We start from the raw sequence: 19,572 nt of genomic DNA, 5'->3' as shown, positions 1-19,572 counted from the left end.
ATGACCGACCTTCCCGCCCGTCAGTTCCAGGGCCGCGACGGCGTCGCCCTCGCCTATCGCGAGCTCGGCACCGGCCGGCCGCTCGTCCTGATCCACGGCTTCTTCTCGACCGCGACGGTGAACTGGTTGCGCTACGGCCATGCCGAGGCGATCGCGGCGCGGGGCTATCGCGTGGTCATGCCGGACCTGCGCGGCCATGGCGACAGCGCCAGGCCGCATGACCCCGCCGCCTATCCGCCCGACATCCTGGCCGATGACGGGCTGGCGCTGGTCGAGCAGCTCGGCCTCGCCGACTACGATCTCGGCGGCTATTCGCTGGGCGGGCGGACGGTGGTGCGGATGCTGCTGCGCGGCGCCGCGCCGGGGCGGGCGATCGTGGCCGGGATGGGTCTCGACGGCATCGTCAGCGCCGGCGGGCGCAACGCCTATTTCCGCCGCATCCTGACCAGCCTCGGCAGCTTCCAGCGCGGCACGCCGGAATGGATGGCCGAGGCCTTCCTGAAGACCGTCGGCGGCGACCCGGAGGCGCTGCTGCAGGTCCTCGGCACCTCGGTCGACACGCCGCGCGAGGCGCTGGCGCGGATCGCGGTGCCGACCCTGGTGGTGGCCGGCGCCGAGGACGACGACAACGGCTCGGCCGCGGATCTCGCCGCCGCCCTGCTGCAGGGCCGCCACGCCGAAATCCCCGGCAATCATATGAGCGCGGTGGCGAAGCCCGAGCTGGGCCTCGCCATCGCCGCGTTCCTGGGGGATGCGCCGCGGGGCTGATCTCACGCCCTGGTGACGACGACCTCGAGGTACTCGCTGGGCACGACCACGGCGCCGATTTCCTCGCGGTCATGCAGTTCGCCCCCGAGGACCAGCGCGTTTTTCGGGACGCCGCGAGGCGGATCGGACTCGACTGATCCCACGCCCTGCCGCCGGGCTACAGCACGAAGTCGCCTGCCGCCAGGGTGTGGTCGGAGAGGACGACGATGATGGAATCCGGGTTCTTGTCGCCGTTGGTGTCGAGATAGACGCCCTGGTAGCCGTTGGGGAAGGCCACCACCCGCAGCTGGCCTGCGACGCCGGTGAAACCGCCGGTGCCGAAGGTGAAGGCCGCGTCGCCCGCCCCGGCGCCGTTGGCGTCGATCGCCGACAGGTCGATCCTGTCGCCGGCGGTGAAGTCGTTGATCGTGTCGCGACCCGCGGCCGTCACCGTGCTGTCGGCCGTGCTGGCGTAGGCGAAGGTGTCGGCGCCGGCGCCGCCTTTCAGGGTATCGGCCCCCGCGCCCCCGGCCAGCAGGTCGTTGCCGCCGTCGCCCCACAGCCCGTTGGCTCCGGCATTGCCGGTCAGCCGGTCGGCGAGGCCCGATCCGAAGAGCTGCTCGATGCCGCTCAGGCCGTCGCCGGTCGCATGGCCGCCCGAGGCCGTGCCGGCGCCGAGATCGACCGTCACCCCGGCCGCGCTGCCGGTATAATACGCGGTGTCGATACCGGCGCCGCCGGCGAGGGTGTCGCCGCCGGCCCCACCGACCAGCAGGTCGTTGCCGGCCCCGCCGGTCAGGCTGTCGGCCCCGCCGCCCCCGCGCAGCTTGTCGTCGCCGCCGAAGCCGTCGATGACGTCGGCCGCACCGGTGCCGACAAAGCTGTCGGCGTTCTCGCCGGCACGGGTGACCAGTTGCCCACGGATCGCGCCGCCGCCGAACTGGGCGGTGTGGATGTTGAAGTAGAAGGAGGCGTCGTTCGGCCCGGTCCCGGCCTGCAGCGCGGTGACCATGCCGGCCGGCAGCGGATCGCTGTCGGTGGTCTCCCAGACGCCGCTGATGGTGACCGAGCCGTCGGGGTTCTCCACGATCTGCAGGTCGTCGTCATCGTCGGTCATGCCCAGCGGCAGGATGTCGAACACGACCCCGCCATTGACGCCGCGCGCCGCGGCGTGGATGTGCATCAGGACGGCGTCGTCGAGCGGATCCGCGGTCCGTGGAGTGCCGTCGATCAGCTCGCCGAAATCGATGCCGGCGGAGACCGTGACCGAATAGGTCAGGGCCGTGCCGGCGGTGTTCAGCGAGAGCGTGGCCGTGCCGGTCGCGGTCTCGGTGCTGCCCGTCCCGATCTCCTGGCTGGAGTCGAGGATCGCGGTGAAGGTGGTGGTCATGGCGAATCTCCCCTTTCCCATGGTGGCCCGGATACTGTTCGGCCGCACGGATGCACCCGTTTCGCTTCGAGGCGCGGCCGGGAAGCATCACGCTGGGAGATCGCCGGATTCGGGCATCACGGGGAGGGAGGCGCCGCTCGGCCGGCGGCGCCTCCCTGGGACTCAGAGCACGAAATCCGACGCGGTGAGGGCGTGGTCGGAATAGACGGTGATGATCGAATCCTGGGTCTTGTCGCCGTCGACGTCGAGATAGACGCCCTGGCGGCCGTCGCCGAAATCGACGACCCGCAGTTGTCCCGCCACTCCGGTGAAGTTGCCGGTGCCGAAGGTAAAGGCGGTGTCGCCGTTGCCGCTGCTGCCGTCCGCGTCGATGCCGGACAGGTCGATCTTGTCGCCGGCCGCGAAGTTCGAGATCACGTCCCGGCCGGCTGCCGCCACGGTGCTGTCGCCGATCGCCGTGTAGACGAAGCGGTCGTTGCCGGCCCCGCCCTTCAGCACATCGGCCCCGGCACCGCCGGTGAGCACGTCGTCGCCGGCCATGCCCCACAGGGTGTTGGCCCCGACGTCGCCGGTCAGCACATCATTGGACGCCGAGCCCAGCAGCTGCTCGATCCCGGAGAAGCTGTCGCCCGCGGCGTCGCCGCCCGAGGCCGCGCCGGTGGCCAGGTCCACCGTCACCCCGGCGGAGGAGCCGGCATAGCTCACCGTGTCGATGCCGGCGCCGCCGGTCAGAACATCCGCCCCGCCGGCCCCTTCGAGAAGATCGTTGCCGGCGCCGCCGTCGAGCTGGTCGTCGCCGGTGCCGCCCAGGAGAACATCGTCGCCGGCGTCGCCGAAGACCTGGTCGTTCTCGCTGCCGGCATCGACCGAGTCGTTGCCGATGCCGCCATGGATGATGTCGGCGCCCGCCCCGCCGACGAGCCGGTCGTTGCCGTCGCCGCCGTCGAGGGTGTCGTTCCCGGCCTCGCCCGAGAGCACGTCGTCGCCGCCATTGCCGGCGAGCGTGTCGTTGCCGAGCTCGCCGCCGAGGATGTTGCGGGCGTTGTCACCGGTCAGCTGGTCGTCGTGGCTCGACCCGTACAGGTTCTCGATGCTGTCGAGCTGGTCGCCCTGGGCGTCGCCGCCCGAGGCGCTGTCCGCCAGCAGGTTGACCACGACCCCGGCGGCCGAGCCCTGGTAGTTGGCGAAGTCCGAGCCGTCGCCGCCGTTGAGGATGTCGGCGCCGGCCCCGCCGCGAAGCTGATCGTCGCCGGCCCCGCCGACCAGCGAATTGGCGCTGCCGTTGCCGTACAGGCGGTCCGCGTGGGCGGAGCCGGTGAGGTTCTCGATCCCGGACAGCGTGTCGCCCTGGGCGTCGCCGCCGGTGCCGGTTCCCACGACGAGATCGACGACCACCCCGGCCGCCGAGGCCGCGTAGCTGGCGGTATCGGTACCGTCGGCGCCGGAGATCTGGTCCGCCCCGGCGCCCCCGGTGAGCACGTCGTTGCCGAAGCCGCCGAGAAGGATGTCGTCGCCGGCCAGCCCGTCGATCGTGTCGTTGCCGTCGGAACCGAGCATCCGGTCGGCCCCGGCCGAGGCGACGAGCGAGATGCGGAACACGTCGAAGCCGGTGCCGTTGCCTTCAGCGCCCACGCCGGTGTTGGTGGCCTGGGTCTGGAAGGTGACGGTGCGCCCGTCGGCCGAGATCGAGGGCGTGTTCGAAAGGTCGTTCAACTGCGACCCGTCGGCGGCGACGGACAGGCGCGTCACCGTGCCGGTCACCATGTCCTTCAGGAAGATGTCGCGGAGGCCGTTGGTGTCGCCCTGCACCAGGTTGCTGGCGTTGCTGAGGAAGACGACATACCGGCCGTCGGCCGAGATCACGGCCTGGATCGACAGGTCGTTGGCCTGGCTGCCGTCGCCGGCGGTGGAGACCCGGGTGGTGGTGTTGGTCTGCAGGTCGCGGACGAAGATGTCGGTGGCGCCGTTGCTGTCGCCGGCGACCAGATTGGTGGCGTCGCTCTGGAACACGACGTAGCGGCCGTTGCCGGAGATCGAGGCGCCGGAGGACTGGCCGTCCCCCGACCCGCCGCCGGTCGAGACCGAGACCAGGGTGGTGGTGCCGGCGCCGATGTCGCGGACGAAGACGTCGGTGACGGCGCCGTTGCTGTCGTTCGCCGTCAGGTTGCTGGCGGTGCTGACGAAGGAGGCCCGGTTGCCGTCGTCGGACAGGCGGGTGACCAGGGAGTTGCCGTTGCCTTGCGACTCGTCATCCGCCACCGAGATGCGGGTGACGGCGCCGGTCGACAGGTTCTTGACGAAGGCGTCGCTGAAGCCGTTGCTGTCGCCGGCGACCAGATTGGTCGCGGTGCTCTGGAAGCCGATGAAGGCGCCGTTGCCGGTGACGTCGACATTCTGCGACGCGCCGTTGGCCTCGCCGCCGGCGGAGGTGGTCGAGACCCGGGTGGTGACGCCGGTCAGCGTATCCCGCATGAAGACGTCGAGACCGGCATTGGTGTCGCCGCCGACCAGGTTGGTCGCGCTGCTGTTGAAGAACACGTAGCGGCCGTCATCGGTGATCGCGGCAACGCTGGAGACGTTGTTGCCCTGCGTCCCGCCGGTCGCCGTGGAGATCAACGTGGTCGTGCCGGTCAGCGTGTCGCGCAGGAAGACGTCGAAGACGCCGTTGGCGTCACCGCCGACCAGGTTGGTCGCGGTGCTCTGGAACACGACATAGCGGCCATCGGCCGACATCACGCCGCCGGTGGCGATGTTGTTGGCGCTGGTGCCGCTGCTGTCGACCGAGATCCGGGTGAGCGAGCTGGCGTTGACGGTCATGACGGAAAACCTCCCCATCGAATCCGTTGCCGATGACGGGCCTTATCGGAAAAGCGCCATCGGAAGGTGAGGAGGAGAACAAAATTATACGAACGGGAATGATATGGATAATGGACGCCGGTTCACACGCCGGCCTCGCGGCGCCTCGTAAACGACCGTGCGGCCCGGACCGCACGCCGGCGCTACCGCACCAGGATGGCGCGGAAGTCGTTGACGTTGGTCAGGGTCGGCCCGGTCACCACCAGCCGGTCGAGCGCCGCGAAATAGCTGTAGGCGTCGTTGTTCGCCAGGAACTCGGCTGCCGCGAGCCCCTGCGCCCTGCCCTGCGCCAGCGTCCCGGCATCGGCCCAGGCGCCGGCATTGTCCTCCGACCCGTCGATGCCATCGGTGTCGCAGGCGATGGCGGAAATGCCGGGCCGGCCCTGCAGCTGGATCGCCAGGGCCAGCAGGAACTCGACATTGCGGCCGCCGCGGCCCTGCCCTCTCACCGTCACCGTGGTCTCGCCGCCGGACAGGAGCACGCAGGGCCGCGCCGCCGGCTGGCCGTGCCGCAGCGCCTGCTCGGCGATGCCGGCCAGGACCCGGCCGACCTCGCGCGCCTCGCCCTCCAGCGCGTCGCCCAGGATCACCGGGGTCAGGCCCAGTTCCCGCGCCTTCGCCGCCGCCGCCTCCAGCGCCATCTGCGGCGTCGCCAGCATGTGCAGATCGGCAGCCGGCAGCTCGGCCGGCGCGGCGTTGGCGCGGATCGCCCGCTCGACCGCGGGCGGGACGGAGATCTCGTAGCGGCGCAGGATCGCCAGCGCCGTCTCCGGGTCGGCGCCGCCGGCGACGGTGGGGCCGGAGCCGATCACGCCCGGCTCGTCGCCCGGCACGTCGGAGATCAGATAGGTGACGACCCGCGCCGGCGCCGCGGCGGCGGCCAGGCGCCCGCCCTTGATCGCGGACATCGCCTTGCGCACCGCGTTCATCTCCTGGATCGGCGCACCGGAGCGCAGCAGCGCCTTGTTCACCGCCTGCTTGTCGGCCAGGGCCAGCCCGTCGGCCGGCAGCGACAGCAGGGCCGAGGCGCCGCCCGAGATCAGGCAGACCACCAGGTCGTCCGGCCCGGCGGCGCGGGCGAGGTCGAGGATGCGCCGGGCGGCGGCGCTGCCGGCGGCGTCCGGCACCGGATGCGCGGCCTCGACCACCTCGATCCGCTCGGTCGGCGTGCCGTGGCCGTAGCGGGTGACGACCAGGCCTTCGCAGGGATGCGGCCACAGCGTCTCGAAGGCCCGGGCCATCCGCGCCGCGCCCTTGCCGGCGCCGAGCACGATGGTGCAGCCCTGCGAAGGCTGCGGCAGCAGGTGCTGCATCCGCGTCTCCGGATAGGCGGCGCTGAGCGCGGCCTGGAACAGGGCCTCGAGGACGGCGCGATCGGACGCGGACATGAAGCCCTTCTTTCTGGATGCGGCTGCAGGCGGCCCATCGAAGGCGAGGACCGGCCGCGGTTCAAGAGCGAATCGCAAGCGAGCGGCCGGCTATCGTTCCACACTGCGGAAAAGTAGGTTGGGTTCGCGGCCGCGAACCCAACATCGTGCAGCCCGAACCAGTGTTGGGTTCGCCGAAGCGAACCCAACCTACGATGTGAGCCCGATCCGCCCCGCCTCGAAGGGCAGCGTCAGGGCCGGGCCGCCGGCGATACGCAGGTCCAGCGCGCCGGGGCCGTGGCTGATCGCCTCGACCCGGTCCCAGCCCGGCTCGACCGGGACAGCGCCGAAGGCGTAGGCGATCTCGACCCGGCCCGCCGGCTCCAGCGCGATCGCGGTCGGGTAGCCCTCGGCGGTCAGCGGGTTCGGCCCGATCGAGGCGCGGTGGCCGAGATGCAGGTACATGCAGCCCTCCTCGATCCCCAGCACATGGCGGTGCCGGCCGGAGAAGGGCAGATAGTCGCGGCCGCCATTGCTCATCCACAGCATGGTGAACGGCAGGCGGCGCGGGTCCTTGAGACCGAAGAACAGGAACCCCTCATGCGCCGCCAGCGCCGCCGACCAGCCGAGCGGCGAGCCCGGCGCCTCGGCCAGCAGCACGATGTCCTCATGGCTGTCGGCGAAGGGGTAGCGCGAGGCGTCGACCGTGCGCCCGTCGGCCAAGTGTAAGGCGCCGAGCCCGGCGAAGCGCTGCGGATAGGCCAGCGCCGAGCGCCCCCGCGCGGCATCGGGCTCGACCGGGGTCGGCGGGGTGGTGCCGAAGGCCTTCGGCGAAAAGCTGAGCGCCGCCCCGCCGGGCGCCCGGATCATGGCGTGATGCGCCATCGGCAGCGCCCCGGCGCCGCCTTCGAAGACGTGGCGCTGGTAGACGATCGGCTGGCCGTGGCGCAGCGTGATCGCCTTGCGCACGGTGGCGCCGAACACCGTCTCCCGCAGTGTGAAGCGTGCGGTGACGCCGCCCGCCTCCCGATCGATGCCGTCGAGGGTCCAGTGGCCGTTGGCGGTCCAGCCATGGCCGGGGGCGCCGTCCAGGTCGCTGTCGGCGAAGGGGGCGCAGAAGAAGTCGCCGGCCAGGTTGCGCAGGCCGAGCGGGATGTCGTCCGGCAGCGCCTCGCCGCTGTCGACCCAGGGCGCCCGGTGCAGCGGCCGGATCTCCCGCCCCTGCCAGCGCATCACGACATCGTGCAGATGCCCGCCCGCCGGGTTGAACACGATCTGGACCGTATCGACGCCGAACTCGATCATCGCCTTCTCCCGGATGGCCTCGCAGCGAGGTAGCATCGATGCCGCCACGGTGCGAGCGTGTAAACGTCAACACCATCGGCCGATTGCAGCCGGCGGGGATTCCGGCGAAAATCCCGGCGAGCCATGGCCGATCGCACGAAGCCCTCCCCTGTGAACGTTTTCCCGACGCGCCGGCCGACGATCCGCGACGTGGCGGCGCGGGCCTCGGTGTCGATCGGCACCGTGTCGCGCGTCGCCGGCGGCAGCGCCCGGGTGGCGGAGGCGACACGGGCCCGCGTGCTGGCGGCGATGGCGGAGACGGGCTACCAGCCCAACGCCGCCGCCCGCACCATGCGCACCAGCCGCACCCGCACCATCGGCTTCCTGATCCCGGACATGGCAAACCCGGTGTTCTCGCGCGTCGCCATCGGGGCGGAGCCGGTGCTGTCCGCCGCCGGCTACATGCTGTTCGCCGTCTCCTCCAACCGCTCGCCCGCCCGCGAGCTGGCCTTCCTGGAGGCGGCGCAGCAGCGCCAGATGGACGGGCTGATCGTCACCCTGGCGGACGAGACGCATGCGCCGGTGATCGAGCGGCTGGGCCGGGTCGGCGTGCCGCTGGTGATCCTGGACCGCGACGTGCCGGTGGCGGCCGACGTGGTCTACAGCGACCACGCCCGGCCGATCGACACGCTGGTGCGGCAGATGGCGGCGCAGGGCCACCGGCGGATCGCGCTGATCACGGCGTCGGAGAAGATCCGCCCCGGCCGGGCCCGCGCCGACGCCTTCCGCAAGGCGTTGGCCGAGGCCGGGCTGGCGGTGGAGGAGCGGCTGATCCGCTCCCGCGCTCAGACCGCGGAATACGGCGCGGCCGAAGCGCATGACCTCTTGACCGGGCCGAAGCCGCCGACCGCGCTGATCGCCGGCGGCAACGAGATCTTCCAGGGCGCCCTGCGCGCGATCCGGCTGCTGGGCCTGGCGGTGCCGCGGGACCTGTCGCTGGCCGGTGCCGACGACCGGGTGCTGGCCGAGCTGGTCGACCCGCCGATCACGGTGATCGACCGCGACATGGCCGAGGTCGGCGCCACCGCCGCGCGGATGCTGCTGGAGCGGCTGAGCGGCCTCGACGCCCCACCGCGCCGGGTGCTGCTGGGCAGCAGCGTGGTGCTGCACGGCTCGATCGGCCGGCCGAAGGGGAAATCTCGGTGAATGCGGCTTTGCGCCTGGGCTTCCTGGCCTCGCATGGCGGCACCAGCCTGCGGGCGATCGTCCGGGCGATCGGCGACGGCACGCTGGCAGGCGAGGCCTGCCTCGTGGTCAGCAACAACCGGGACGCGCCGGCCCTGCGCTTCGCCGAGGCGGCCGGGGTCCCGCACCGCCACATCAGCGCGACCAGCGAAGGCGGCGAGGCTGCAGCCGACTTGGCTATCTGCCGGGAGATGCAAGAGGCAGGCGCCGAATGGCTGGTGCTGTCGGGCTATCTGCGCAAGGTTGGCCCCCTCACGCTCGACCGCTACCGCGGCCGGATCCTGAACATCCATCCCGCCCTCCTCCCGGAGTTCGGCGGCGGGGGCATGTACGGCCGGCACGTACACGCTGCGGTGCTGGCCGCAGGCCGGACCGTCAGCGGCATGACGGTCCATATCGTCGACGGCGAATACGACCATGGTCCGGTCGTGGCGCAGCGCGAGGTTCCGGTTCTGCCGGGCGACACGGTCGAGACACTGCAGCAGCGCATCGCCGAGGCGGAGCCGGCCTTCTTCGTCGAGGTGCTGCAGGGCATCGCGGCGGGCCGGTTGGCGATTTCGTAGGTTGGGTTCGCGACAGCGAACCCAACATCGTTTCGGATGGTAGGCTGTTGGGTTCGCCCCTGGGCGAACCCAACCTACGCACGGGCTGGCTTCGTCAGAAGTTGAACTGGCCGATGTTGCTCTTGTCGAAGGTGGTCGGCTGGGACTGGGTCAGGATCTGCGCGTTGTCGCCGATCTTGATCGTGCCCAGCTTCGGCACCTCGAAGCTGGAGCCCGGCTTCAGCTCGACCTTGCCGCCCAGCACCCCGACCGCGAGATGCGAGGCCAGCCAGCCCTCGTTGTACGGGCTCCACAGCTGGAACGCCGTGACCGTGCCGTTCTCGATGAAGCGGCGCATCTGGTTCGGGGTGCCGAGGCCGGTGACCTTGACCTTGGCGGCCTTGCCCGCCGTCTCCACCACCTGGGCCGCGGCGGCGACGCCGACCGTGGTCGGCGAGATGATGCCGGCCAGGTTCGGGTAGTTGGCCAGCAGGGCCTCGGTCTCGGTCGTGCTCTTCTGCGGGTCGTCGTCGCCATAGGCGATAGTGACCAGCTTCATGTCCTTGTACTTGGCGTCGCCCTCCAGCACCTTCTTCATGTCGGCGATCCAGACATTCTGGTCCGGCGCGTCGGTGGTCGCCGACAGGATCGCGACCTCGCCCTTGTAGCCGATCATCGAGCCCATCAGCTCGACCTGGGCCGACCCGGTCTGGCTGAAATCGACCGGCAGGATGGCGGCGTCGCGATGCGCCTCATTGCCCGGCACGTCGGAGTTGACGACGATGATCTTCACCCCGCGCGACCGGGCCCGGTCGAAGATCTGGTTCAGCGCGTCCGGGCTGTTCGGCGAGATGGCGATGACGTTGACGCCGCGCTGGATCTGGGCGGTGACGAAGGGGATCTGCGAAGTCGCCTCCGGCGTCGCCGGGGCGACCGTGGTGAACTCGCAGCCCAGTTCCTTGCAGCCGTCCTCGAAGCCCTTGATGATGCTGTCGAAATAGGGGTTCCCGGTGTTCTTCGGGATGTACACGATCTTGACCGGGTCGGCCGCGAGGGCGGAGCCGGCGAACAGGCCGGCGGCGACCGCCAGGGCGGTGAGAAGCTTGGTCCGGGGCATCGTTTCCTCCTTGTTTGATGGTGTTCTGGTCAGCGTCGTCGGACGGCGGTGATGGCGTTCGAGGCGATGATCGACAGGATCAGCAGCAGGCCCAGCACGGTCAGTTGCGCCTCGATCGCGATGTTGGCCACGGTCATGCCGGTCTGGATGATCACCAGAAGCCACAGCGCCAGGAAGGTGCCGGCGATGGTGCCGCGGCCGCCGAAGATCGAGGTGCCGCCCAGCATCACGATCAGCACCATCTGCAGCTCGCCGCCCGCGGCCAGGTCGTAGCGCACCGAGCCGAGGCGCGAGGCCATCATCTGCCCGGCCAGGGCCGAGATCACGCCGGAGGCGACGAACAGCATCGACTTGATGCGGTCGACCCGGATGCCAGCGTGCCGCGCCGCCGTCTCGCTGGTGCCGATCTGGTAGATCTGCCGGCCGAGCACGGTGCGGCCGAGCAGCAGGCCCAGCGCCAGCGCCAGCACGATGAAAACGATCACCGGCACCGGCACGATGCCGACCTCGACGAAGTCGATGCCGACGAACCAGGCCGGGAAGCCGCCGATCGAGCGGTCGCCGGCGAAGATCTGGGCGATGCCGCGATACAGCGTCATGGTGCCGATGGTGACGATGATCGAGGGCAGGCGCAGCCAGGTGACCAGGAGCGCGTTGAACCCGCCCATCGCCGCCCCGGCCAGCACGCCCAAGCTCATGGCCGCCGGCATCGGCAGCCCGGCCTTGGCGGCCAGGGCGAACAGGCAGGTGGACAGCGCCATCATCGCCGCCACCGACAGATCGATCTCGCCCGAGACCACGATCATGGTCAGGACCAGGGCGACGATGCCGAACTCGATCGAATAGGTCGCGCTCTCCAGCACGAAGCCGAGATCGGCGAAGAAGGGCGACAGCTGGGTGCCGACGACCGCGGCGGCGACCAGCAGCAGGAAGGTCATCGTCTCCGGCCGCAGCAGGGCGCGGCGCCAGGAGGTGGCGGGTCGTTCCATCGGCAGCACCGTCATGCCGGCCCCCGGCGCCAGAGATGGGCGAAGCCGCCTTCGCGGACCGAGCGGTCGATCACCAGCGCCAGGATGATGATGGCGCCGTAGATCGCGTTCTGCCAGAAGCCGGAGATGCCGAGGATCGGCAGCGCCACGGTGACCGAGCCGAGCAGCAGCACGCCGAGCGCGGTGCCGGCGACGCTGCCGGTGCCGCCATTGATGCTGACCCCTCCGATGACCACGGCGGCGATCACCGTCAGCTCGAAGCCGACGCCGGTGATGCCCGGGTTCACATAGCCGAAGCGGGCGGCGTAGAGCAGGCCGGCGAGGCCGGCGCAGGCGCCGGACAGAGCGAAGACTGCGAGCGTGACCGGCACCACCCGGATGCCGCGCAGCCGCGCCGCCGGCGGGTTCGAGCCGATGGCGTAGATCTCGCGCCCGACGCGCAGATGGCGCAGCGCCAGATGGGTGGCGACGGCGACGGCCAGGGCGATCAGCACGATCCAGGGGATCCCGACCGGCGAGGTCTGGGCCATGCGGATGAGACCCGGCGGGATGTGGTTCGGGTCGACCTGGCGGCCGCCGGACAGGATGAAGACCAGCCCGCGGAACAGGCTCATGGTGCCGAGGGTGACGATGATCGAGGGCAGCCCGAACAGGGTGACGACGAGGCCGTTGACCAGGCCGAGGCCGGCGCCGATCGCGACGGCCAGCAGGAAGCCGAGCCAGATCGGGAAGTCCGGCACGTCGCGGAAGATCATGCCGACGGCGATGGCGGCGAAGCCGAGCACCGAGCCGATCGAGAGATCCACGTGGCGGGCCAGGATCACCATCATCTGCCCCATCGCCGCGACCAGGATCAGCGGGATGGCCAGCAGCACGATGCGGAACGTCTCCCAGGTCAGGAAGCGCGGCTCGATGGCGCCGACCACGGCGTAGAACAGCACCAGCATCACCACGATGCCGGCCTCCCGCGCGGCGAGCAGGCGGGTGAGCGCGGTCATGTCCCGGTCTCCACCCGGCTGCGAGGGACGGCGGCCGCCATGATCGCCTCCTGGGTCGCCTCGGCGCGGCTGAACTCGGCGGTCAGCCGGCCCTCGGACATCACCAGGATGCGGTCGCTCAGCGTCAGCAACTCCGGCAACTCGGACGAGATCAGCAGGATCGCCCGCCCGTCCGCCGCCAGCGCATTGATCATGTCGTAGAACTCCGCCTTCACGCCGATGTCGATGCCCCGCGTGGGCTCGTCGAGGATCAGGATCTCCGGATCGGTCATCAGCCAGCGCGCCAGGATCGCCTTCTGCTGGTTGCCGCCGGACAGTTCGCCGATCGGCTGGCGCGGCGAGGCCAGGCGGATGCGCAGCTTGTCGATCGCGCCGCGCGCCGCCGCCCGCTCCGCCGCCGGGCTGATCACGCCGCGCCGCGCGATCCGGCCGGGGGCCGCGGCGGTGATGTTCTGGTCGACCGGCAGCGACCGGAAGATGCCGGCGGCCGCCCGGTCCTCCGGCACATAGGCGAGGCCGAGGCCGATCGCCCGGGCCGGGTCGGTGATCGCCACCTCCCGCCCCTTCACCTTGATCCGGCCGCGATCCGCCGGGGCGATGCCGAACAGCGCCCGCGCCACATCGGTGCGGCCGGCGCCGACCAGACCGGCCATGCCCAGCACCTCGCCGCGCCTGAGCGTGAAGCCGATGCCGGCGAAACGGCCGGCGCGGCCCAGCCCCTCGACCTCCAGCGCGGTCTCGCCGATCGCTGCCTTCTCCTTGTGCAGGAAGGCCTTGAGCGGCCGGCCGATCATCAGCCGGATGATCTCGCCGTCCGGCAGGTCGGCGGCCGGTGCAGTCGCCACCCGCTCGCCGTCGCGGAAGATGGTGACCCGGTCGCACAGCGCCCGCACCTCCTCCAGCCGATGGCTGATGAAGACCACGGCGCGACCCTCGTCGCGCAGCCGGCGGACGATGGCGAACAGGGTCTCGACCTCGCGCGGGGTCAGGGGCGCCGTCGGCTCGTCCATCAGGATCAGGCGGCTGTCGGCGGCCAGGGCGCGGGCGATCTCGACCATCTGCTGGTCGGCGATCGACAGGCCGCCGGTCGGCCGGCCGACGTCGATGGCGACGCCGAGATCGTCCATCAGCCGCCGGGCCTCGGCCGCCATGCCGCGCCAGCGCACCCGGCTGAACGGGCCGCCTCCCCCGCCGCCGATGAACAGGTTCTCCGCCACCGACAGATGCGGGAAGGAGATCGGCTCCTGATGGATCAGGGTGATGCCCAGGCGCTGCGCCTCGAGCGGCGAGCCGATCTCGACCGCCCGTCCCTGCAGCAGCAGGCGCCCGGCGCTGGGCCGGTGCACCCCGGCGAGGATGCGGGCGAAGGTCGATTTGCCGGCGCCGTTCTCGCCCAGGAGGGCGTGGATCTCGCCGCCGGCCAAGGCGAGGTCGATGCCGCGCAGCACCTCGACCCCGGCGAAGGATTTCGAGATGCCCTCGGCGGCGATGACCGCCGGCGTTCCGGCGGACCGATCGGACCAGGCGACTTCCGCTGCGCTCACATCCCTCCCCTCGGCGCTCTTCGCCCGCGGGGATGCCCCCGCGCCGGCGCCTATTCATCAGACCGTTGACCATGTTTGGATGAATCCGTGTGAACGTCAACATCCGTCCAGCGGCATCCCGGGACACTCGTTCCGTCGGCCTGCAGGATCGCTGCGGATCGCCCTTGTTAAAACGTTTCCACGATCCGACGCCGTGACGGCCGCCCGGCGCGCATGCCAGCCCTTCCGGCTTTCGCCACCCGTTTTCCGGCCACAGGCGTATCTCTGACCATCGGGGCAGGACGGGCAGACCGCCGCCCCGGAGGGGATCGAGACGACCATGCGACTCTGGCGGCGCGGCGACGAGACTGTCCCGATGGCCCCCATGCGTGCGACGACGGCGCCTCCGGCCGCGACGCCCCTCCCCTCCTCCGGCGTCGAGACGCCGCTGCTCGGCGTGCTCTGCTCGCTCTTCGCCAACCTGATGTTCGCGTCCAGCGACGCGCTGGTGAAGGGGCTGACGGCCAGCTACTCGATCTTCCAGATCATCCCGATGCAGGTCGCCTTCGCCTGCATCCCGATCCTGATCATGCTGCGGCGCGACGGCGGGCTCGGCCGGATGCGGGCGGCGCATCCGCGGCTGATCGTGCTGCGCGGCCTCTTGGCCGGGATCGGCACCATCTTCGGCTTCTACGCCTTCTCCGCCCTGCCGCTGGCCGATGTCTACGCCATCGCCTTCTGCACCCCGATGGTGGTGACGATCCTGTCGATCCCGATCCTGGGCGAGCAGGTGCGCGCCCATCGCTGGGCCGCGGTGGTGGCCGGGTTCCTGGGTATCCTGGTGATGGTGCGGCCGGGCTTCGAGACGCTGACGCTCGGCCACCTTTCGGCGCTCGGCTCGGTCTTCACCGGCGCCGGGGTCGTGCTGATCATGCGCAAGATCAGCCGCGACGAGCAGCGCGCGGTGATGGTGACGGCGGTGATGCTGGGGCTGCTGGCGACCAGCCTGCCGGTCGCGCTGTTCGTGTTCGAGCTGCCGAGCTGGTTCGACCTGCTGCGCGTCGGCGCCGCCGGCCTCCTGATGGGGTCGGCCCAGTTCCTGGTGGTGCGGGCGCTGTCGCTGGCGCCGGCCAGCACCATCGCGCCGATGCAGTACACCATGATCGTCTGGGCGCTGGCCTATGGCAGCCTGTTCTTCGGCAATGCCGTCGACCCCTTCGTCGTGATCGGCGCCGGCATCGTCATCGCCTCCAGCCTCTACATCATGCACCGCGAGCGCGTCCGCGGCCGCACCCTGCGGGCGCATGTGAAATAGCTTTCGAGGCATTTCTCTTCTGCTATAATAATATTTGTCAGATTATCTAATTTTATTATTAATTCGAGGAATTGATCATGCCCATTCAAACTGCAACGGCTGATGCCGCGAGCATCAGCCTGCTCCAGCTGTGCCAGATCTCCTATCTCGACCCCTCCGCCATCCCGGGCAGCTTCCCGCTGGCCTGGCCGGCATCGGGCGGCGGCAGCTGGTCGCTGGCCTGGGGGCCGGCGCAGGACCCGTCCGGGGCCAACCTGGCCTATGTCGCGGTTCGCAGCGCGTCGGGGCAGACCCTGTCCCTGGCCGTCGTCGTGCGCGGCACCGACTGGGACGTCCCGCTGCTGGGGCTGTGGAACCAGATCGTCCAGGACCTCGACGCCGACAGCCAGCAGGCGCCGCCCTGGACGACCGCGACGGGCACGCTGATCGCCGACGGCACGGCCGACGCGCTGTCCCGGATCTCCGGCATGACCGCGGGCGGGCAGTCCCTGGTCGGCTTCCTGGCCGGCTTCTACGGCACCGCCGGCAACGGGCAGGTGCCGCTGCAGGTGACCGGGCACAGCTTGGGCGGCTGCGTCACCACCGTGCTGGCGCCGTGGCTGCAGTCGCAGCTGGGGCAGCAGGGCCTGTCCCCCGCCATCGTGCCCACCACCTACGCGGCGCCGACCGCAGGCAACCAGGCCTTCGCCGAGGCCTTCCGCAGCGCCTTCCCGACGGCGGCCTGCTACCGCAACACGCTCGACATGGTGCCGAAGGCGATGGCCGACCTGGACGAGATCCCGCTGATCTACGCCGATGTCGGCCCCGGCCTGCTGGCGCCGGTCGCGATCGCCACCGCGATCCTGGGCTATGATTTCTGGCTGCTGCATTGCGGCGTGTCCTACACCGACATTCCGGACAGCCAGTCGCTGCCGGGCACCTGGCTGACGCCCGACCCGAGTTCCCCGGTCGGCCCCTGGCTCGACGAGGTGCTGCAGCAGCACGACACCAAGACCTATATGGGCCTGCTCGGCGGTACCTCGGTGACCGAGGGCGAGGCCGTGCGCCTCCGGGCCGCGATCGCGGCCGCGGCACCCGGACGGCGGCCGCCGGCGCCCACGGCATCGGCCGACCCGGCCTATGCGGCGCGGTTGAAGGCGGCCTTTGCCAGGCTGCGGCAGCCGGGCGCCGGCCTGCGCTGACCCCGGATGAAAGACCGCCCGGTCGGGGAAGGATCCGGCCGGGCGGAGTCAGGCGGAGCCCGGCCGCGGGTCGTAGGTCGGGTGGCCGGTCTCGCGGTCGGCGGCCTCCAGCGCCTGCAGGATCCGGATGATGCGCTCGTCGCGCCAGCGCTCGATCTTCTTCACCGGCCAGCCGCCGGCCTGCTCGCGGGTGCCGTCGACCATGCGGTCGATCAGGGTGTCGGTCAGCTTCGGCGCCACCAGCCTGGTCCAGGGCAGCTCCAGCGCCGGGCCGAACTGCTCCAGCATATGCCGCATGCCGCCCTCGCCGCCGGCCAGGTGGTAGGTCAGGTTGGTGCCCATGAAAGCCCAGCGGATGCCGGCGCCGAAGCAGATCGCCTCGTCGATCTCCCTGGTCGTGGCGATGCCGTCGGCGACCAGGTGCAGCGCCTCGCGCCACAGCGCCTCCAAGAGGCGGTCGGCGATGTAGCCGTCGATCTCGTTGCGGACATAGAGCGGCTTCATGCCGAGCGAGGCGTAGAAGGCCGACGCCGTCTTGATCGTCTCCGGTGCCGTCTGCCTGCCTCCCACCACCTCGACCAGCGGCAGCAGATAGACCGGATTGAACGGGTGGCCGATGACGATCCGCTGCGGATGCCGCGCGCCCTCCTGGATCTCGCTGGGCAGGAGGCCGGAGGAGGAGGAGCCGAGGATGACGTCGGCCGGCGCGGCCGCCGCCATGGCGTGGTGCAGCTTGCGCTTCAGCTCGATCCGCTCCGGCGCGCTCTCCTGCACGAAATCGGCCACGGCCGCGACCGACTCGGCCGAGCCGAGGACCGCCAGCCGCTCCGGGTTGGCGCCTTCGGCCAGACCCATGCGGGTCAAAGCCGGCCAGGCATTGGCGACGGCGTCGCGCAGCGCCTGCTCGCCGGTCGGCGACGGGTCCCAGGCGACGACGTTCAGGCCGCGGGCCAGCGCGCGGGCGGCCCAGCCGCTGCCGATGACGCCGCCGCCGACGACGCCGAGGGTGCGGATCTCACGCGGCATGGGCCTGACCCTTCAGCTTGAGGCCGAGATGGCTGCGCGCCTCGGCCGGAGTCATCACCTTGGATCCCATCGCCTCGATGATGGTCCGCGCCCGCTCGACCAGGCTGCCGTTCGAGGCGAAGACGCCCTTGTCGAGATAGAGGTTGTCCTCGAGCCCGACCCGGACATGGCCACCCAGCAGCACCGCCTGGGCGACGAAGGGCAACTGCAGCCGGCCGATGGCGAAGCCGGCCCAGACCGCGCCGTCCGGCAGCATGTCGCGCATCGCCAGCATCATCCGCGGGTCGGGCGGCGTGCCCCAGGGAATGCCGAGGCAGAGCTGGAACAGGGGCGGCGCGTCGAGCAGCCCCTCCTCGACCATCTTCCGCGCGAACCACAGGTTGCCGGTGTCGAAGATCTCGAGCTCCGGCTTCACGCCCAGCTCCTGGATCCGCTTGGCCTGCCGGCGCAGGATGTCGGGGGTGGAGACATAGACCAGCGAGCCGTCGCCGAAATTCAGCGAGCCGCAGTCGAGGGTGCAGATCTCCGGCAGCAGCTGCTCGACATGCGGCAGCCGGTCGATGCCGCCGACCAGGTCGGTGTCGGGGCCGAATGTCGTCGGGCTGTCCTCGGGGCCGATCACCAGGTCGCCGCCCATGCCGGCGGTCAGGTTGATGACGATGTCGACGCCGCTGGAGCGGATGCGGTCCACCACCTCGCAGTACAGCGCCGGGTCGCGGCTGGGCTTGCCGGTCTCGGGGTTGCGGACATGGATATGGGCCACGGTGGCGCCGGCCTTCGCCGCCTCCAGCGCCGCATCGGCGATCTGCTGCGGCGTCACCGGGATCGCCGGATGCCTGCCCACCGTGTCGCCGGCGCCGGTGACGGCGCAGGTCACGATCACGCGCCGGTTGATGTCAGTCTGCAAGGCCATCGCCGGCCACCTCCCCGTCTCGCCGGCGAACCGGCACCTGGGGTCAGGCTACGCCCGGCCGGCAGCCCCAACCTTGATCGGGAGCGACGGCGGCTTGACGCTTTCCGCTAGGCGGCGGAGGCGCGGCGGTCGCGGCTGGGCGGCACGCCGAATTCGCGCCGGTAGCAGCGGCAGAAATGCTCGTAGCTGCCGAAGCCGCAGGCGACCGCGACCTCCAGCAGCGGGTCGTCCGAATACTGCACCATCGACCGCGCCCGCTGCAGCCGAAGCGACTGGTAGAAGCCCTGCGGCCCGCGGCCGAGATGGCGGGTGAACAGCCGCTCGACCTGGCGCGGCGACATGTCGACGGTGCGGGCCAGGGCTGTGACCGCGATCGGGCTGGCGACGTTGCGCTCCATGATCTCGACCATCCGGGCCAGGCGGCTGTCGCGGATGTCGAGCTGCCGCGGCACCGACAGGCGCTGCCGGTCCTCGGCGTGGCGCAGGGTGTTGTAGATGAACTGCTCCGACACCGCCGCCGCCAGCCCGGCGCCGTGGTCCATGCGGATGATCTGCAGCATCAGGTCGAGCGCCGCGGTGCCGCCGGCGCAGGTCAGGCGGCGGCGGTCGGCCTCGAACAGGCAGGCGCGCGCCTCGACCCGCGGGAACTGCTCGGCGAAGCCGTCCAGCGCCTCCCAATGCGCGGTGGCGCGGTAGCCGTCGAGCAGCCCGGCGGAGGCGAGCGCGAAGCATCCGGTATCGATGCCGCCGAGCACGGCGCCGGCGCGGTCCAGCCGGCGGAACCAGCGGGTCAGCGCCGGGGTGACGGCGGCCAGCGGCTCGAAGGCGGCGCAGACGATCAGCATCGGCAAGTCGTCGGCGCTGCCGGCGACGGCATCGGCCGGCAGCGGCAGGCCGTTCGAGGCCGGCACCGGTGCGCCGTCGGCGGAGAAGATGGTCCAGTGATAGGCTTGGCGCCGCGACAGCCGGTTGGCGACGCGCAGCGGCTCCAGCGCCGAGGCGAAGGCCATCATCGAGAATTGCGGCAGCAGCAGGAAGCCGATGCGGCGGGGGGCGTCGGTCATGGCAGGCCCGATCGG

The 19,572-nt window shown here is 71.1% G+C and carries 16 protein-coding genes; 5 read left to right on the top strand and 11 right to left on the bottom strand.

Going from position 1 to position 19,572, the window contains the following annotated elements; genetic code table 11:
- Positions 1-768 (top strand): alpha/beta fold hydrolase, encoded by a 768-nt coding sequence (locus tag ACFW16_RS07870; protein ID WP_380303544.1) that lies wholly within the window; start codon positions 1-3, stop codon positions 766-768.
- Between the two features lie 157 nt (positions 769-925).
- Here the strand turns inward: ACFW16_RS07870 and ACFW16_RS07865 are convergent, their stop codons facing one another.
- From ACFW16_RS07865 to ACFW16_RS07850, 4 genes are all read right to left on the bottom strand, one after another.
- Entirely contained in the window at positions 926-2,137 is a 1,212-nt protein-coding gene (locus tag ACFW16_RS07865; protein WP_380303542.1) for a CHRD domain-containing protein, read from the bottom strand.
- Positions 2,138-2,299: 162 nt separating this feature from the next.
- Positions 2,300-4,954 (bottom strand): beta strand repeat-containing protein, encoded by a 2,655-nt coding sequence (locus ACFW16_RS07860; RefSeq protein ID WP_380303540.1) that lies wholly within the window; start codon positions 4,952-4,954, stop codon positions 2,300-2,302.
- Between the two features lie 182 nt (positions 4,955-5,136).
- Positions 5,137-6,381, bottom strand: a complete 1,245-nt coding sequence (locus tag ACFW16_RS07855) for a glycerate kinase (protein WP_380303538.1) — start codon at positions 6,379-6,381, stop codon at positions 5,137-5,139.
- Between the two features lie 189 nt (positions 6,382-6,570).
- On the bottom strand, positions 6,571-7,665 hold the full coding sequence (locus ACFW16_RS07850; protein WP_380303536.1) for a hypothetical protein: 1,095 nt from the start codon (positions 7,663-7,665) through the stop codon (positions 6,571-6,573).
- Between the two features lie 150 nt (positions 7,666-7,815).
- On the opposite strand from ACFW16_RS07850, the gene ACFW16_RS07845 reads away from it, so the two are divergent.
- Together ACFW16_RS07845 and purN are read left to right on the top strand one after the other, a co-directional pair.
- Positions 7,816-8,850 (top strand): LacI family DNA-binding transcriptional regulator, encoded by a 1,035-nt coding sequence (locus ACFW16_RS07845; protein WP_380303534.1) that lies wholly within the window; start codon positions 7,816-7,818, stop codon positions 8,848-8,850.
- Positions 8,847-9,452 (top strand): phosphoribosylglycinamide formyltransferase, encoded by a 606-nt coding sequence (gene purN, locus ACFW16_RS07840; protein WP_380303532.1) that lies wholly within the window; start codon positions 8,847-8,849, stop codon positions 9,450-9,452. The genes ACFW16_RS07845 and purN overlap by 4 nt, the downstream gene beginning before the upstream one ends.
- 94 nt (positions 9,453-9,546) lie before the next feature.
- On the opposite strand, the gene ACFW16_RS07835 is transcribed toward purN, so the two are convergent.
- From ACFW16_RS07835 to ACFW16_RS07820, 4 genes are read right to left on the bottom strand one after another with little or no spacing between them, the layout of a single operon-like run.
- On the bottom strand, positions 9,547-10,548 hold the full coding sequence (locus tag ACFW16_RS07835; protein WP_380303530.1) for a substrate-binding domain-containing protein: 1,002 nt from the start codon (positions 10,546-10,548) through the stop codon (positions 9,547-9,549).
- A gap of 29 nt (positions 10,549-10,577) precedes the next feature.
- The gene (locus ACFW16_RS07830; RefSeq protein ID WP_380303529.1) at positions 10,578-11,552 is read right to left on the bottom strand and encodes an ABC transporter permease; all 975 of its coding nucleotides are present in this window, start codon (positions 11,550-11,552) and stop codon (positions 10,578-10,580) included.
- Positions 11,549-12,535 (bottom strand): ABC transporter permease, encoded by a 987-nt coding sequence (locus ACFW16_RS07825; RefSeq protein ID WP_380303527.1) that lies wholly within the window; start codon positions 12,533-12,535, stop codon positions 11,549-11,551. The genes ACFW16_RS07830 and ACFW16_RS07825 overlap by 4 nt, the downstream gene beginning before the upstream one ends.
- On the bottom strand, positions 12,532-14,079 hold the full coding sequence (locus ACFW16_RS07820; RefSeq protein ID WP_380303525.1) for a sugar ABC transporter ATP-binding protein: 1,548 nt from the start codon (positions 14,077-14,079) through the stop codon (positions 12,532-12,534). The genes ACFW16_RS07825 and ACFW16_RS07820 overlap by 4 nt, the downstream gene beginning before the upstream one ends.
- A 355-nt stretch (positions 14,080-14,434) precedes the next feature.
- On the opposite strand from ACFW16_RS07820, the gene ACFW16_RS07815 reads away from it, so the two are divergent.
- Positions 14,435-15,373 (top strand): DMT family transporter, encoded by a 939-nt coding sequence (locus ACFW16_RS07815; RefSeq protein ID WP_380303523.1) that lies wholly within the window; start codon positions 14,435-14,437, stop codon positions 15,371-15,373.
- Between the two features lie 77 nt (positions 15,374-15,450).
- On the top strand, positions 15,451-16,554 hold the full coding sequence (locus tag ACFW16_RS07810; RefSeq protein ID WP_380303521.1) for a hypothetical protein: 1,104 nt from the start codon (positions 15,451-15,453) through the stop codon (positions 16,552-16,554).
- Between the two features lie 48 nt (positions 16,555-16,602).
- On the opposite strand, the gene ACFW16_RS07805 is transcribed toward ACFW16_RS07810, so the two are convergent.
- From ACFW16_RS07805 to ACFW16_RS07795, 3 genes are all read right to left on the bottom strand, one after another.
- On the bottom strand, positions 16,603-17,580 hold the full coding sequence (locus ACFW16_RS07805; protein ID WP_380303519.1) for an L-carnitine dehydrogenase: 978 nt from the start codon (positions 17,578-17,580) through the stop codon (positions 16,603-16,605).
- Complete coding sequence (locus tag ACFW16_RS07800; RefSeq protein WP_380303517.1) at positions 17,570-18,493, bottom strand: 3-keto-5-aminohexanoate cleavage protein; 924 nt, start codon at positions 18,491-18,493, stop codon at positions 17,570-17,572. The genes ACFW16_RS07805 and ACFW16_RS07800 overlap by 11 nt, the downstream gene beginning before the upstream one ends.
- Before the next feature lie 107 nt (positions 18,494-18,600).
- Positions 18,601-19,557, bottom strand: coding sequence for a GlxA family transcriptional regulator (locus tag ACFW16_RS07795; RefSeq protein ID WP_380303516.1), 957 nt, complete (start codon positions 19,555-19,557; stop codon positions 18,601-18,603).
- Between the last annotated feature and the right edge of the window lie 15 nt (positions 19,558-19,572).

The organism is Inquilinus sp. NPDC058860 (assembly GCF_042743185.1).
Taxonomy (GTDB): Bacteria; Pseudomonadota; Alphaproteobacteria; order DSM-16000; family Inquilinaceae; genus Inquilinus.
This window is presented reverse-complemented; position numbering and strand designations above follow the sequence as displayed.

Bases quoted from the DNA above. Each gene is read 5' to 3' on its own strand.
- ACFW16_RS07870 (WP_380303544.1), top strand. From the start codon at position 1: ATGACCGACCTTCCCGCCCGTCAGTTCCAGGGCCGCGACGGCGTCGCC.
- ACFW16_RS07865 (WP_380303542.1), bottom strand. From the start codon at position 2,137: ATGACCACCACCTTCACCGCGATCCTCGACTCCAGCCAGGAGATCGGG.
- ACFW16_RS07860 (WP_380303540.1), bottom strand. From the start codon at position 4,954: ATGACCGTCAACGCCAGCTCGCTCACCCGGATCTCGGTCGACAGCAGC.
- ACFW16_RS07855 (WP_380303538.1), bottom strand. From the start codon at position 6,381: ATGTCCGCGTCCGATCGCGCCGTCCTCGAGGCCCTGTTCCAGGCCGCG.
- ACFW16_RS07850 (WP_380303536.1), bottom strand. From the start codon at position 7,665: ATGATCGAGTTCGGCGTCGATACGGTCCAGATCGTGTTCAACCCGGCG.
- ACFW16_RS07835 (WP_380303530.1), bottom strand. From the start codon at position 10,548: ATGCCCCGGACCAAGCTTCTCACCGCCCTGGCGGTCGCCGCCGGCCTG.
- ACFW16_RS07830 (WP_380303529.1), bottom strand. From the start codon at position 11,552: ATGACGGTGCTGCCGATGGAACGACCCGCCACCTCCTGGCGCCGCGCC.
- ACFW16_RS07825 (WP_380303527.1), bottom strand. From the start codon at position 12,535: ATGACCGCGCTCACCCGCCTGCTCGCCGCGCGGGAGGCCGGCATCGTG.
- ACFW16_RS07815 (WP_380303523.1), top strand. From the start codon at position 14,435: ATGGCCCCCATGCGTGCGACGACGGCGCCTCCGGCCGCGACGCCCCTC.
- ACFW16_RS07810 (WP_380303521.1), top strand. From the start codon at position 15,451: ATGCCCATTCAAACTGCAACGGCTGATGCCGCGAGCATCAGCCTGCTC.
- ACFW16_RS07805 (WP_380303519.1), bottom strand. From the start codon at position 17,580: ATGCCGCGTGAGATCCGCACCCTCGGCGTCGTCGGCGGCGGCGTCATC.
- ACFW16_RS07800 (WP_380303517.1), bottom strand. From the start codon at position 18,493: ATGGCCTTGCAGACTGACATCAACCGGCGCGTGATCGTGACCTGCGCC.
- ACFW16_RS07795 (WP_380303516.1), bottom strand. From the start codon at position 19,557: ATGACCGACGCCCCCCGCCGCATCGGCTTCCTGCTGCTGCCGCAATTC.